Source organism: Pseudomonas sp. 2VD (assembly GCF_005503585.1).
Lineage (GTDB): Bacteria > Pseudomonadota > Gammaproteobacteria > Pseudomonadales > Pseudomonadaceae > Pseudomonas > Pseudomonas aeruginosa.
Window position 1 is genome coordinate 25,635 of the sequence record NZ_SCND01000012.1, and the last position, 14,401, is coordinate 40,035.

General features: G+C 62.2%; 10 protein-coding genes. 6 read left to right on the top strand and 4 right to left on the bottom strand.

Annotated features, from left to right (window positions below; genetic code table 11):
* Nucleotides 1-24: 24 nt before the first annotated feature.
* Both FFS27_RS02485 and FFS27_RS02490 read right to left on the bottom strand, forming a co-directional pair.
* On the bottom strand, nucleotides 25-1,353 hold the full coding sequence (locus tag FFS27_RS02485) for a sigma-54 dependent transcriptional regulator (RefSeq protein ID WP_004363675.1): 1,329 nt from the start codon (nucleotides 1,351-1,353) through the stop codon (nucleotides 25-27).
* Between the two features lie 135 nt (nucleotides 1,354-1,488).
* Nucleotides 1,489-2,976 (bottom strand): RimK family protein, encoded by a 1,488-nt coding sequence (locus FFS27_RS02490; RefSeq protein ID WP_003139792.1) that lies wholly within the window; start codon nucleotides 2,974-2,976, stop codon nucleotides 1,489-1,491.
* A gap of 190 nt (nucleotides 2,977-3,166) precedes the next feature.
* Between FFS27_RS02490 and FFS27_RS02495 the strand changes: the two genes are divergently transcribed.
* The 6 genes from FFS27_RS02495 (at nucleotide 3,167) to FFS27_RS02520 (ending at nucleotide 10,955) form a co-directional block, all read left to right on the top strand.
* A complete protein-coding gene (locus tag FFS27_RS02495; RefSeq protein ID WP_003088292.1) occupies nucleotides 3,167-4,264 on the top strand; it encodes a GNAT family N-acetyltransferase/peptidase C39 family protein in 1,098 nt (365 codons plus the stop codon).
* 157 nt (nucleotides 4,265-4,421) lie between these two features.
* Nucleotides 4,422-4,556, top strand: a complete 135-nt coding sequence (locus FFS27_RS33485; protein ID WP_003088290.1) for a hypothetical protein — start codon at nucleotides 4,422-4,424, stop codon at nucleotides 4,554-4,556.
* 310 nt (nucleotides 4,557-4,866) lie between these two features.
* The gene (locus FFS27_RS02505; protein WP_003111268.1) at nucleotides 4,867-6,762 is read left to right on the top strand and encodes a di-heme-cytochrome C peroxidase; all 1,896 of its coding nucleotides are present in this window, start codon (nucleotides 4,867-4,869) and stop codon (nucleotides 6,760-6,762) included.
* Between the two features lie 178 nt (nucleotides 6,763-6,940).
* Complete coding sequence (locus FFS27_RS02510) at nucleotides 6,941-8,080, top strand: catalase family protein (RefSeq protein ID WP_023095764.1); 1,140 nt, start codon at nucleotides 6,941-6,943, stop codon at nucleotides 8,078-8,080.
* 716 nt (nucleotides 8,081-8,796) lie between these two features.
* Nucleotides 8,797-10,059 carry an AAA family ATPase gene (locus tag FFS27_RS02515; RefSeq protein ID WP_023095766.1) on the top strand — a complete coding sequence of 421 codons (1,263 nt, stop codon included), beginning with the start codon at nucleotides 8,797-8,799 and terminating at the stop codon, nucleotides 10,057-10,059.
* On the top strand, nucleotides 10,056-10,955 hold the full coding sequence (locus FFS27_RS02520; protein WP_023095767.1) for a DUF4435 domain-containing protein: 900 nt from the start codon (nucleotides 10,056-10,058) through the stop codon (nucleotides 10,953-10,955). Before FFS27_RS02515 ends, FFS27_RS02520 begins: the two co-directional genes overlap by 4 nt.
* Before the next feature lie 491 nt (nucleotides 10,956-11,446).
* On the opposite strand, the gene FFS27_RS02525 is transcribed toward FFS27_RS02520, so the two are convergent.
* Entirely contained in the window at nucleotides 11,447-11,827 is a 381-nt protein-coding gene (locus FFS27_RS02525; protein WP_021264678.1) for a DUF4354 family protein, read from the bottom strand.
* A 494-nt stretch (nucleotides 11,828-12,321) separates the two neighbouring features.
* On the bottom strand, nucleotides 12,322-14,401 hold a 2,080-nt coding region (locus FFS27_RS02530), incomplete at its 5' end, for a xanthine dehydrogenase family protein molybdopterin-binding subunit (protein WP_137951929.1).

Below are 14,401 nucleotides of genomic sequence, written 5' to 3' on the forward strand. Positions count from 1 at the left end.
GCCGGCAGATCTCCCGCCGGCCGCTCAGCGCAACCGGTGCTTGTGCAACAGGCGGTAGAAGGTCGGCCGCGACACCCCGAGCATCCGCGCGGCCACGCTGAGGTTGTCGCCGTAACGGGCCAGCGCGTCGCACATCGCCTGGCGCTCGGCGCAGAGCTTGTAGACCTCCAGGCTGGACAACGGCGGGCCGTCGCCGCGCGCGCACTCCAGGCCGAGGTCCTGGGCCTCGATCTGCCGCCCCTCCGCCAGGACCAACCCGCGACGCACCCGGTTGGCCAGTTCGCGGACATTGCCCGGCCAGGCGTGCATCGCCATCGCCGCCAGCGCGTCCTCGCTGAAGCGGCGCGGGCGGCGGCCGGTCTCCAGGCTGTAGAGCCGGGAGAAATGATTGGCCAGCAGCGGCAGGTCCTCGCTCCGTTCGCGCAACGGCGCGGTGCCGACCTGCAGGACATTGAGCCGGTAGTAGAGGTCCTCGCGGAACGTCCCGGCGTCGATCGCCGCCTCCAGGTCGACATGGGTCGCCGCCAGCACCCGCACGTCCACCTCGACCGGCCGGTTACCGCCGACCCGCTCGATCTGCTGTTCCTGGAGAAAGCGCAACAGGTTGGCCTGCAACTCCAGCGGCAGGTCGCCGATCTCGTCGAGGAACAGAGTGCCGCCGTCGGCCGCCTCGATCCGTCCGACCTTGCGCTGGTGCGCGCCGGTGAAGGCGCCCTTCTCGTGGCCGAACAGCTCGGACTGGATCAGGTGCTCGGGAATCGCCCCGCAGTTGATCGCGACGAACGGCTTGTCCACGCGCCGCGACTGCCGGTGCAGGGTACGCGCGACCAGTTCCTTGCCGGTGCCGCTCTCGCCCCGGATCAGTACCGGCGAGTCGGTCGGCGCCAGCTTCGCCAGCAGCCGGCGCAGGTCGCGTACGGCCAGGCTCTCGCCGAGCAGTTCGTGCTCGCCCTCGGCATCGCCGGGCACCGTGCCGCGCCCGCGCAGGCGGGCCATGCCAAAGGCGCGGCCGAGGGTCACCTGCACCCGCGCCATGTCGAACGGCAAGGTATGGAAGTCGAAGAACCATTCGCAGACGAAATCGCCGACGCCATTCAGCGGCAAGGTGTCCGGGCTGAGCACGGCGATCCACTCGGTGCCGCTGCGGCTGATCAGGTCCTTCACCGTCTCCGGCCGCTCCAGGTGGAACGGCCGCAGGCGCAGCAGGCCGACGTCGCAAGCGCGTTCGCGCGCCGTTTCCAGCGCGCAGCTGTCCACTGCCCAACCCGCCTCGCGAAGGCCCGGCAACAGGCGCCGGCAATCGTCGCACGGGTCCACCACCAGCAGACGGCGGAGGTTCGATGCATCTAACATGTGTGCTCCTTTGCGGCGCCAATTCTTTGAACCGTCATAAAAACGGCATGTTGGCGCTCTGAAAGGAAAATCTAGCAATTTTTTGACGCACGAAAGTGAATCTTTGTTTATATCGCCAATGCCGAAATCGTCTTATCAGTCGTAGCCGCGACGCTTGACTTCCAGGCGCCGGACGAACTCCTCCAGGACCAGCTTGTAGAGGTCGTCGCCGAGGTAGACATCTTCCACCCCGCAGTCGATGTTCGGGTTGTCGTTCACCTCGATCACCACCACCTTGTCGCCGGCCTGCTTCAGGTCCACCCCGTAAAGGCCGTCGCCGATCAGGTTGGCGGTCTTCACCGCCAGCTCCACCACCTTGCGCGGCGCCTCGTGCACGGGCATGGTGCGGAAATCGCCGCTGACCTCCTCGGCGTCCGGGCTGTGGTCGTAGATCTGCCAGTGGCCCTTGGACATAAAGTACTGGCAGGCGAAGATCGGCTTGCGGTTGAGCACGCCGATACGCCAGTCGTACTCGGTATAGAAGAACTCCTGGGCAAGGATCAGCACCGAGCGCTCGAACAGCTCGGCGCTGGCCGCCAGCAACTGCTCCTGGTCCTCCACCTTGATCACCCCGCGCGAGAAGCTGCCGTCGGGAATCTTCAGCACCAGCGGGAAGCCCAGGCGCTCGCCGACCTTCTCCAGTTCCTGCGGGTTCTCCTTGTAGAGAATCTCCGTGGCCGGCATGCCCAGCTTGTGGCTGCGCAGCAGGTCGGCCAGGTACACCTTGTTGGTGCAGCGCAGGATCGACACCGGGTCGTCCATCACCACCAACCCTTCGCTCTCGGCCTTCTTGGCGAAACGGTAGGTGTGGTCGGCGACATTGGTGGTCTCGCGGATGAACAGCGCGTCGTACTCGGCGATCCGCGAATAGTCCTTGCGCTCGATCAGGTCGACGTCGATGCCGAGGCTGCGGCCGACCCGCACGAAGTTCTTCAGCGCTTTGGCATCGGACGGCGGGAACGCCTCGCCGGGGTCGTGGAGGATCGCCAGGTCGTAGCGGAACGGCTTGCGCGAACGCGGCTTGCGCCAGATCTGCCGGCTGAAGTTGTCCAGGGCGTTGGCGAAGAGGTCCTCCTGATCCTCGCGCAGCTTGTGGATGGCGCCGGGCTTGATGCCCTCGATGTGCCAGGTGCGGTTGCGCTTGAACTCCACCAGCAGCAACGGGCAGGGAAACGCCTCGAACAACTGTCGCGCCAGGTCCTGCAACGGCTCGATGTCGGTACGGCCGAAATACAGGGTCAGGGTGAAACCATCGGTGCTGCCGTAGGGGTGCGCGGCCAGGGCCTTGTCCAGGGTGCGGTCGAGGTCCTCCAGGACCAGGCTGTACAGCGACTTCCTGGCCAGCTCGCTGATGGTCCGCACCGAGGGGATCACCTTGTGCCCGCGCGCCTCGGCGAGCAGCGAGCAGTAGTAGCCATGGCGCAGGTACTTGTAGTGCCGGCACAGGTTGATCACCTGGACCCGCTTGCCAGTGTCGTCGTCGATGGGCAGTTCCAGGTATTCCTGGGCGGTGACCACATCCTCGCTGGGATAATAGGACGTCCAGTCTTCCTTGCGTTCCACGATGATGAACAGCTTGCTCACGACACCTCCCGGGGGGACAGCGAAACCACGGCGCATTCGGAACCGGCTTGCCGGCGCACGCATCCCGGCCAATACTCGGCGGGAATCCCTTGCGAAACCGCTCTATGGCGCCTGCCAGCAAACCGAAGCGTACAGCACCCATTACAGCACGCCCGCGCGGAAGTTCCCGCCCGCGGCCGTGGAGACCGCTATGAACCTGACCCTCCGCCCGGCCGGCGCGGACGACCTGTCCGCCCTGGTCGAGCTGGAAAACCGCTGCTTCGACTACGATCGCCTGTCCCGCCGCAACTTCCAGTGGATGCTCACCCGCGCCCACGCCAGCCTGACGGTAGCCGAGGGCGACGGCGGCGTGCTCGGCTACGCCCTGGTGCTGTTCCACGAAGGCACCTCGCTGGCCCGCCTCTACTCCATCGCCATCGACCCGCGCGCCCGCGGCATCGGCCTCGGCCAGAAGCTGCTGGAAGCCGCCGAGCAGGCCGCGCGGGACAACGACCGCGCCTACATGCGCCTGGAAGTGCGCCCGGACAACCGTGGCGCCATCGCCCTCTACGAGCGCAACGGCTACCGTCCCTTCGCCACCGTGCGCGACTACTACGAGGACCACAGCGAAGCGCTGCGCTTCGAGAAACGCATCCGCAACCCCGGCCACGACCAGCGCCGCCACGTGCCCTTCTACCGGCAGACCACCGATTTCACCTGCGGCCCGGCCTGCCTGCTGATGGCCATGGGCGCGCTGCAACCGGAGCGCCAGTTGACCCGCCGCGAGGAACTGCGCCTGTGGCGCGAGGCGACCACCATCTACATGACCGCCGGGCACGGCGGCTGTAGCCCCCAGGGCCTGGCGCTGGCCGCCTGGCGGCGCGGCTTCCGGGTCAAGCTGGTGCTGTCCGCCAGCGGCCCGCTGTTCCTCGACGGCGTACGCAACGAAGACAAGAAGGCGGTGATGCGCCTGGTCCACGAGGACTTCTGCGAGGAACTGGACGCCTCGGGCGTCGAGCAGAAGCGCTCGGCCAGGCTCGACATCCCGCGCCAGCTGGCCCGGGGCGGCCAGCCGCTGGTGCTGATCAGCAGCTACCGCCTGACCCGCTCCAAGGCCCCGCACTGGGTGCTGGTCACCCACTACGACGAGGACTTCGTCTACCTCCACGATCCCGACGTCGACCACAGCCAGCACCGCCAGCCGCTGGACTGCCAGCACATCCCGGTAAGCCACGCCGAGTTCGACAAGATGAGCCGCTTCGGCCGCAGCAAGCTGCGCGCGGCGGTGATCCTGTTCAACCCGGAATGATCCGCATCGCCCCGCCCTGCGGCGGGGAGATGTTCTCGCCTATCAATCAATTCCATCGATAGTGGCTAGTGAGACTATCCATTTTTCATTCGCCAACGCCGATGTTTACATAGTCGCCAGATCCCCGAATAACCAGAACGGAACTGGAGACGACACCATGAGCTACTCCGCCAAATCCTTCTCGGCCCTGATCAATGCCATGCGCGCCGACGGCATCACCCGTCTGGAACAACTGGCCCGCCAGCCCTTCCGCAACGCCCAGGGCTTCTGGAGCGCGGAGGCGAAGAAATGAAAGCCCTGCTCGACCGCCGTACCGATCCCACCTGGATGCTCTACGCCGCAATCATCGCCTGGCTGGCCTTCTCCGGTCTCTGACCGGCAGGCCACCGGCGCCTCGCCCTGCCGTTCCACGACGCTCCGGCGTCCACCTTTCTCCGGTGAAATACCGAGCTTTCGTCGCCAACATCGCCAGGCGAGGCCTGCGCAAACGTTTCACCCGTTCGCTGTCAAGAAAACCTTGTCAAAAAAGCTGATAGCAGCTTGCCAATATGCCAACGCCTTGGCATAACGGTGCCCAAAAAAGGCCTACAAGGACGTTCCTGATGCGCACCGTGAAAAAGGCTCTGCTGGTTGTCGGCGTGATCGTGCTGGCGGTCGTCGGGGTGGTGGTCTACTACGTCGCCAATCCCAACCTGCCCCACTACCAGGCGCCGAGCGAGGTACGCTACCTGCCGCAATGGAAGGACGAGGCCCGCCAGCGCTTCTACTACACGCCCCAGGGCACCCTGGTGAAGGGCCTGCACTACGACTGGTTCACCGCCCTCGAACTGCCCTTCTCCGAAGAACCCTTCGCCGCCCCCGAATACCTCGCCCGCTTCGGCTTCCTCGTCGATCCGCAGCAGAAGGCCAGCGACCTCAACCCCGGCAACCTGCCGGTGGGCTTCAGCCAGCACCGCGACGAGAAGACCGGCACCCGCTACCTGGACATCACCTGCGCCGCCTGCCACACCGGCGAACTGCGCTACCAGGGCAAGTCGCTGCGCATCGACGGCGGCGCCGCCATGCACTCCATCGCCGCCACCGTGCCGACCCTGCGCGGCGGCGCCTTCGGCCAGGCGCTCGGCGCGAGCATGGCCGCCACCTACTACAACCCGTTCAAGTTCAACCGCTTCGCCAGGAAAGTCCTCGGCGAACGCTACGAACAGGACAAGTCGCAACTGCGCGCCGACTTCAAGGCCGTACTCGACACCCTCCTGCGCACCGCCTGGAACGACACCCGCCGCCACCTCTACCCCACCGAGGAAGGCCCCGGCCGCACCGACGCCTTCGGGCGCATCGCCAACAGCGTCTTCGGCGATGCCATCGACCCGAGCAACTACCGCGTCGCCAACGCCCCGGTGAGCTATCCGCAGGTCTGGGACATCTGGAAATTCGACTGGGTGCAATGGAACGGCTCGGCCATGCAGCCGATGGCGCGCAACATCGGCGAGGCCCTCGGCGTCGGCGCGCGCCTGCAGATCTTCGACGAGCACGGCCAGCCGCTGCGGGGCGAGCAGCGCTACGCCTCCAGCGTACGCCTGCACGACCTGCACGCCCTGGAAGAAACCCTGCAACAGCTGAAACCGCCGACCTGGCCGGAAGACCTCTTCGGCCGCATCGACCTGCAACGCGCCTCCCAGGGCCGCGCCCTGTTCGAAGCCAACTGCGCCTTCTGCCATGCGCCCAAGGTGCAACCGGCGGAATACGCCGCCCCCGGACGCAATCCCGAGTGGCGCATGCACATGGTGCCGACCGAGGTGATCGGCACCGACCCGACCACCGCCGACAACATCGCCGACCACCGCTACGACCTGCGCAAGCTCGGCTGGAGCGTCGACGAACTGGCGCGGATGAACGTCCAGCTGATCGGCGCCGATCCGCAGCAACTCGACCTCTCGCAACTGTCCTCGGCCAAGGGCCTGGCCTACATCACCGCCTTCGTCGAGCAGCGCGCCTACCGGGACGCCGGCATCCCGCCGGAACAGCAGAAGACCATGAACGGCTTCGACCTACCGATCGGCGTACAGGAACTGCGCGCCTACAAGGCCCGCCCGCTGGACGGCGTCTGGGCGACCCCGCCGTTCCTGCACAACGGCTCGGTGCCCAACCTGTTCCAGCTGCTCTCCCCGGCCGCCGAACGCTCGCCGCAGTTCTACGTCGGCACCTTCGAATTCGATCCGAAATTCGTTGGATTCCGCACCGAGAAATTCCCCGGCGGCTTCCTCCTCGACACCCGTCTCACCGGCAACCGCAACAGCGGCCACGAATTCCGCGACGGCTGCCGGCAGAACGGCGTGATCGGCCGCGCCCTCAGCCCGGAAGAACGCTGGGCGCTGGTGGAATACCTGAAGGTGCTCGGCAACCCCGAGTTCGAGCGCCGCCTGGTCCCGGCCCAGACCCCACCCTGGACGCCCGGCCCGAAATGCCCGGCGCCGGAGCAACGGACCGCGCAACGCTGAACCTGGGAAATGGAGAAGCGCGAGGCATGGCGCCGCCGCCCCTCTCCATCCCGAGGAGCCCCTCTCCCTTCAGGGGGGATGCCTAGCCAGAGGACGGGGAGAAGCAATCGTGGCGCACTCCCCGCCCAAGAAGAATAAAAGCCCACAGCCAACGCACACCACCAAGGACACCCACTCCATGCGCGCACTCCTCACCCACGCCTGGCTGTTCCTCGGCAAATGGCTCGGCCGCCTGCTCCTCCTGCTGCTGGCCGTCGGCCTCGGCGGCTGGGCCATCGGCAGCCTCTACTACGCCTGGAAATTCTCCGGCCCGGTGTCCGCGGAAGAGCAGATCGCCCCGGACGAAGCCCGCCTCACCCAGGCGATCATCCAGGACGCCATCCGCGTGGTCGAACAGCACCGCGACAACACCCGCGTCCTGCGCGATGCCCACGCCAAGGCCCACGGCTGCGTGAAGGCCGAGTTCAAGGTACGCGCCGACCTCGACCCGACCCTGCGTCGCGGCGTGTTCGCCGAAGCGGGCAAGAGCTGGAACGCCTGGGTGCGCTTCTCCAACGGCAACGCCTACCCGCAGTTCGACAGCAAGAACGACGCGCGCGGCATGGCCATCAAGCTGCTCGACGTGCCTGGCGAAAAACTCCTGCCCGGCCGCGGCCATGACGGCGAGCAGGACTTCGTCATGTTCAACCAGCCGGTGTTCTTCATCCGCGACATCGCCGAATACCGGCAGAACTTCGCCGCCCAGGCCGACGGCAAGAAAGCCCTGGCCTTCTTCCCCAACTGGAACCCCACCAGCTGGGAACTGCGCCACCTGCTGATCGCCCTGCGCACCCTCGCCCCCGCCCCGGACAGCCCGCTGCACGCCGGCTACAACGGCATCTCGCCGTACAAGCTGGGCGAACACAACATCAAGTTCCGCGTCGTCCCCGCCCCGGAGAAGTGCCCGGCCTACCAGCTACCGAAACAGAACCAGGACCTGCCCAACTTCCTCCGCGCCGCCCTGTACCAGCAACTGTCCATCGACCGCACCCCCGCCTGCTACGCCTTCCAGGTGCAGCGCCAGGACCCGGCCAAGTACATGCCCATCGAAGACACCAGCGTCGAATGGAAGGAGTCGGACGCGCCCTTCGCTACCATAGCCGACATCATTGTGCCAGCTCAGGATTTTGATAGCCGGGAACAGAACCTGTTCTGTGACAACCTTTCGTTCAACCCCTGGCACGCGCTGCCGGAGCATCGGCCGATCGGCGGGATCAACCGGTTGCGGAAGGCGGTTTACGAGGCGGTCAGTGGGTATAGGTTGGGGAGGAATGGGTGAGGATCTGCACTTGGGAATGCACCGATGGGGTGTGGCGGGAAACGGCCATAGCAGGCGCTCGCTTCAATACTGAGCATGTCGGAGGTACCACCATGGGTAGAATGCTGTATTTCAAAAAATACTCGATGCTGTCTACTATAATCCCGGAAGAGTGCCAGCACATCGGACAAATGTTTGTATCATAACGAGTGACATACCTACGTTCGCCTTGAGCCGCACTCAGATTACTGGCTTCCTGAGCGGCAATTGCTTTCAGACTAAAACTTCTCAAAAGTCTGTTAATCAAGAACCATCGGCGATTTTCAAGAGGAACTTTTCGGGAGGCATCCTTGATAACACAGGCAAGCTTTTTTCTATAGTTCCCCAGAGGAGTTCGAAGAACGGGGCGCACTAAATATGGACAGGGCTTTCGCAAAGAATGTCCGGATTTCACCTCCAGACGAGAGGACCATTAGGGATAATCGAAAGTGCAGGACTCGATCTTTAGTCATCCGTTCTTAGCGGCCAACTTCAGAGGTTTGCGATCTACATTCCATCCTTCAGACATAACTATTCTTAACCGCCATACTGCAGCAGCCAATTAGAGAGGAGATGAATAAAGCAGAGAGAGGACCGCGGCGCCTTCGTCAGAATCTGCATAGCAGTAGGGTAATGCGTTAGGGTGGTTGCTTCGCCATCATTATAATATTAAACGAACCTGATGAAAGTAGGATACTATGAATCTCATTGAAAGTGTAACCATTAAGGGTTTTTGGGGAAATCACGAAGTTTCTTTCAAGACAAGCGAGGATTTGAATTTCTTAATCGGCCCAAACGGCTCTGGCAAATCCACCACTCTGAAAATAATTTCTGGAGTCCTTCGTGCTGATCGGGACTACTTGTCGGAGCTGGATTTCGAGTCGGTTCGTATAAACCTTAAAGATCCTCGCTCGAAGCGTAAACCATACATTGAAGCAGTGAAAAATCTCAGTGTTCCTTTTTTTCACTGTGACTACAAGCTTGTCGAGTCATCTACTGAAAGGCCGTATACGTATGTTTTGAGTGATGTGGATGGTTATGATACCGCAAGCAAAAGCTCGTTCTTTATTCGAGCCCAACTGGCAGGCAATACAGCTGCCAGCCGCACTCTTGTGAAACATCTATCTGAAATGGTTTCTCTGACTTGGTTATCTGTGCAGCGAGCTGCTTCGCTTAAAGGCCCAGGGGGGAGTGATCCAGTCGATTTGAGACTGGACGATTTCTCGAATAGGTTAGTCAGATATCTCTCCTCTTTGAGTAAGCAGGTAAACGCGTTACATGAGCGCTTTCAAGAGCATGTATTTCTCTCTTTGCTAGTTAAAGAAAATGACAAGCTTGCGGCTCTCCCGGGGCAGAAAAAGGTTGACAGTGAGAAACAGGCATTATTGCAGATTTTTTCTGAATTCAAGCTCGACAAAAGAAGTTACCAAAAGAAGCTTGATGGGCACTTTGGCATGCTAGAAGACCTCCGTGGTCGGTGGGGAAAAAGTAATGATCTTAAGCCAGCCGATTTCATGGCCCTTTTCTCCCTTCATCGCATTGAGAGCACTGTGGATTTCTGGGAAGGTATTACCAAAGAAAAGAACAGTATCGTTTCGTCACGAGATCTTTTTTTGGAAATACTCAATAGACTGCTACTCAAGAAAATCATATCGATCAATGAGCGCAATGAACTAGTAATTAAGACTGACTCTGGAAAGACTTTGAGACCCTCCCAGCTTTCGTCTGGAGAAAAGCAGATCATTGTTATTCTTGGTGAAGCTCTCTTACAGGAAGGGCAAAACTTTATTTACATGGCCGACGAACCAGAAATTTCACTTCACGTAGCTTGGCAGGAAAGCCTGGCTAAAAACATTAAAAACCTTAACCCTGCTGCCCAAATTGTGTTCGCCACCCACTCCCCTGATATAGTCGGACCTGACCAAGATCGTTTAATCCACATGGATCGTTGCGTAAAATGACATTTAAAAGAACTTTATCGGGACGATCAAACCTGCCTGCTTTTTTGGGCGTAAATTTCGTGATATACACTGAGGGCGGTGAATTCGATAAAGAAAAAAAACAAAGCAGCCACTCAATCGATGCAGTATTCTGGAAAGGCTTCTTTTCACGATTTCTACCAAAATTTAGTTACGAAATTAGGCCTTTAGGATCAAAGGATAACCTGTTGCCGCATGCTCAAGATGTTGCCGCATCAAAGGTCAAAAATACTATAGTAGCCATGGATCGCGATCACGATCACCATCGTCTCTGCCTAATAGATCACCCTTGTGTTATTTATACCTATGGCTATAGTTGGGAGAACGATGCCTGGAGGGCAGAAGCTATAATTTCCAAGCTTGAAAGAATTTCTACAAAAGGTATTAATACTGATACCGCAGAGGCGATTAGAGACAAATGTCGTAATTTTTCACTTGACTTCAACAGGCTTATATTTGTTGATGTACTTTGCTCACTCAAGAGAGTACAAGGGATACATCGTGAGAAATTCTGGGGGTATGTCGACATTAGCGACGCCAACCGGTTCAGGGTTAAAAAAGAAGCTTTTAAAAAGCTGATTGGTACAATCAAGAATGGAAGAGTCGACAAGTTTCAGTATAATGGCCAGGAAAGAGTCGTGGCTGAACGTGACTGCTATGGTAAATTGTGGGCTAAATTCTTGTACGGGATATTTTGTGAATGCTTTCGCGAGGTTACAGGGCAGAAAAATCTAAATAGAGAAATAGCGGACATGCTAGTGGCTGAGCATTTCCAGCATACAGATTTGGATAGAGACCCAGAACTGAGGGATTATTATCAGGGCATTGCTGCAGTTCTGAATAGACGGGTAATTAAGGGGCACATTCTGCAACGCTAGCTGTTTGAGTGTGCAGGTAAACAGCGAGAAGTCTATTGCATCGAGAAATGCTTTGAAACTGGAAGCCTGTCCTATCCCCTCTCCCGCACGCTCGGCGCATCTATTGCTGCCCCCCGCAGAACCACAACCTCCCCCACTGCTTAACCGCAATAGTCGCGGCTTGAGTGGTGCGGATTCGAATTTGGAATCTGGTGTTGGCGGGTATTGTGCTACAGGCCCTCGCCCCAACCCTCTCCCGCACGCGGGAGAGGAGGCCGGGCGTGCCTTGTGGGTCGAGCGCCTCGCTCGGGCGCAGCCTGGAGCGATGTCTACCCTCCCCTAGCCCCGGGCATCTGGAAACTGGAATTCGGCCCCCAGCCCAGGCAACCAGAAGCGCCGGAAACGCGCCCTGAATGATTTCAGATTCGCGCCGAAACCTTCGAAAGCCGTTTCCTCGCACCCGAAAGCCGCCGAGGCTGCCCTGCGGCTTTCGCTGCGCAACGGCTAGTCGCCTACTTGCACCGGTCGCTCAGCCTGACCAGCGATGCGCCGTACACCGCGTCGTCCTCGGAGGCGAAGATCGCCTCGCCTTCGACGGTGGCCCCCGGCTTGAGGGTCTCGGTGGTGAGTTCCTCGTCCACGGTATCCAGCCTGAAGGACTGGCCGGCGGCGGACTGCGCCACCAGGCAGCTGTTCTTCAGGCTGATCTCGCTCTTCGCCGCATTCACCAGGCGGACCTTGAAGGCCTGGGTGCGGAAGTGCTTGTCGCCGACGGATACGCTGCCCTTGTCGCCCTGGCGGGCGAAGACCATCACTGCGTCCGGCGCGGCGGCGAAGCCGAGGGAAGGAGCGGCCAGCAGGCCGGCCAGGGTCAGGGCCATTGCGTTCTTCATACTGATTTCCTTTGGCAAAGACTGAACGACCCGGTGATTTTCCGTGGGTCTTTTCGCCGCGATCAAGCGCAGTGCTAAGGAATGCGGGGCGCCTCGTGTTCTGCAAGTCGGAGGGTTTCCAGCGGAACTTTTCCCGCAACCGTGCTTCCAGGCGAAAACCGCTCGCTACGCGGAACGCCGGTCTTCGAACCCACACGGTCCTCGCGCCCGCCAGGCTGCCCTCGAACGCTTGCAACCACAGGCCGGACGCTCGGCCCAGGCGATGGCCCAATGGGCGCCGGGCAGGTCCGCTTCGGCGTGGCCGCGATGCAACAAGTGCGCCTGGACCGGCATAGCGGTAGCGCTCGGCGAGGGCGCCACCGAGGCTGTCGGCGGCATGTCGTGTTCGACTCCGTTGCGGGTGGCGAGCGGGGCCTGCGATCTTCCCCTTGGGGGAGAGTCAAGCCCGGCGACCCGGCGGGTGGCCGCCAAGCCGCTTGCGCAGGCTGCCGGGCTCAGCCGAGCAACTTGTCGACGGTCAGCGGGAAGTCGCGCAGGCGGCGGCCGGTGGCGTGGTACACGGCATTCGCCACTGCGGCGGCGACGCCGACGATGCCTATTTCGCCGACGCCCTTGGAGCCCAGTTCGTTAACGATATCGTCGGGTTCGTCGACGAAGATCACCTCGATATCGCCAATATCGGCGTTAACCGGGATGTGGTACTCGGCGAGGTTGTGGTTCATGCAGCGGCCCAGCGCATGGTCGACCTGGGTTTCCTCCTGCAAGGCCATGCCCAGGCCCCAGACCACCCCGCCGAGTATCTGGCTGCGAGCGGTCTTCGGGTTGATCACCCGCCCCGCCGCGACCGCGCTGACCACCCGGCTCACACGCAGGGTACCGAGGGCTTCATCGATCCGCACCTCGACGAATACCGCCGAATGGGTCGCGGTGGCGTAGCCTTTGCGCCGCGCCGAGGGTTCAGCTTCCACCTCCACCTGCAACGCGTCTTCCGGCAGCCCTTGCAGCAGGTCGGCCAGGGCGTATCGCGTATCGCCCGCTTCCAGATGGCCACGGCATATGCGGAAGCGCTCTTCGGCGGCGCCGGCCAGCTCCGGATGGCGGGCCCTGGCATGGGCGACCAGGGCCTGGCGCAGGCGCAGGCAGGCCAGGCGGACGGCGGAACCGACCGACGAGACGGTGAACGAGCCGCCCTGCAATGGAGCCTTGGGCAACGCACTGTCGCCAAGCTGGAAGCGCACCTCTTCCGGCGCCATGCCAGCGGCGTCGGCGGCGATCTGGGTCATCACCGTGTAGGTGCCGGTGCCGATATCCGTGGTCGCGCTGGCCACCCGCAGCAGGCCGTCCGCCTCCAGCCGCGCCCTCGCGCTGGCCTTGCTCTGCATGGCCTCCCAGACGCCGCCGGCCATGCCCCAGCCGAGCAACTGGCGCCCTTCGCTCATGCTCCGTGGCCGTGGGTCGCGGGCCTGCCAACCGAAGCGCCGGGCGCCCTCCTCGTAGCAGGCCAGCAGCGCCTTGCTGGAGTACGGCTTGTCCTCGTTGCCGTTGCGCTCGGCGAAGTTGAACCGGCGCAGCGCGATGGGGTCCATGCCGAGCCGCACCGCCAGTTCGTCCATCGCGCATTCCAGCCCGATCAGTCCCAGCGCCGCGCCGGGGGCGCGCATGTCCAGCGGGGTATAGACGTCCAGCGGCACCAGACGGTAGGCCAGGGAAAGGTTCTCGCAGCGATAGAGCATGCCGCTCCACTCCACCACGTGCTCGGTGAAGTCTTCGAAGCGCGAGGTCTGCGCTGTCGCCTGGTGGCCCAGCGCAAGCAGGCGCCCCTCGGCATCGGCGCCCAGTTGCAGGCGCTGCAGGGTGCGCGGCCGGTAGCCGAAGGTGAACATCTGCTGGCGGGTCAGCACTACGCGCACCGACCGCCGCAGTTGCAGCGCCGCCATCACCGCCAGGGTCAACTGGTATTGCGGACGCAGGCCGGAGCCGAAGGCGCCGCCGACGTAGGCGGCACAGACCCTTACCTTGTCGGCGGGCAGGCCGAAGACCTTTTGCAGGTAGGCCTGGCTGTTCTGCGTCCCCTGGGTCTTGTCGTGCACCAGCAGGCTGCCGTCGGGCTGGACGATGACCGTGGACGCGTGCGGTTCCATGGGATTGTGGTGCTCGATCGGCGTGCTGTAGCTGGCCTCGACCCGAATCGGCGCGGCGCGGTAGGCGGTGTAGAAATCGCCGCGCTCGGCGGGCAGTTCGGCGGGAGCCTCATGGGCCTGGTCGAGGGCGGCCAGCAGGTCGGTCTGGTGCGGCTCGGGCTCGATATCGATGCGCAGCAGCGAGCCCGCGTAGCGGGCCAGTTCCAGGCTCCGTGCCAGGACCAGGGCAAGGGGCTGGCCGCTGTACAGGACGCGGTCGTCGAACAGCGGGCGGAAGGGTTCGCCTTCGGCGGCATCGGCGTCCTTGTAGGGCTCGTCGTCGCCCGCCATCGGCGGCCGGTTCAGGTGATGCAGTACCGCGACCACCCCGGGTACCGCCAGGGCCGCCGCACAGTCGATGCCGCGCACCCGGCCGCGGGCGACGTCGCTGCTG

Excerpts from the sequence above, each read along its gene's own strand:
- FFS27_RS02485 (WP_004363675.1), bottom strand. The coding sequence starts at position 1,353 with ATGTTAGATGCATCGAACCTCCGCCGTCTGCTGGTGGTGGACCCGTGC.
- FFS27_RS02495 (WP_003088292.1), top strand. The coding sequence starts at position 3,167 with ATGAACCTGACCCTCCGCCCGGCCGGCGCGGACGACCTGTCCGCCCTG.
- FFS27_RS33485 (WP_003088290.1), top strand. The coding sequence starts at position 4,422 with ATGAGCTACTCCGCCAAATCCTTCTCGGCCCTGATCAATGCCATGCGC.
- FFS27_RS02505 (WP_003111268.1), top strand. The coding sequence starts at position 4,867 with ATGCGCACCGTGAAAAAGGCTCTGCTGGTTGTCGGCGTGATCGTGCTG.
- FFS27_RS02510 (WP_023095764.1), top strand. The coding sequence starts at position 6,941 with ATGCGCGCACTCCTCACCCACGCCTGGCTGTTCCTCGGCAAATGGCTC.
- FFS27_RS02515 (WP_023095766.1), top strand. The coding sequence starts at position 8,797 with ATGAATCTCATTGAAAGTGTAACCATTAAGGGTTTTTGGGGAAATCAC.
- FFS27_RS02520 (WP_023095767.1), top strand. The coding sequence starts at position 10,056 with ATGACATTTAAAAGAACTTTATCGGGACGATCAAACCTGCCTGCTTTT.
- FFS27_RS02525 (WP_021264678.1), bottom strand. The coding sequence starts at position 11,827 with ATGAAGAACGCAATGGCCCTGACCCTGGCCGGCCTGCTGGCCGCTCCT.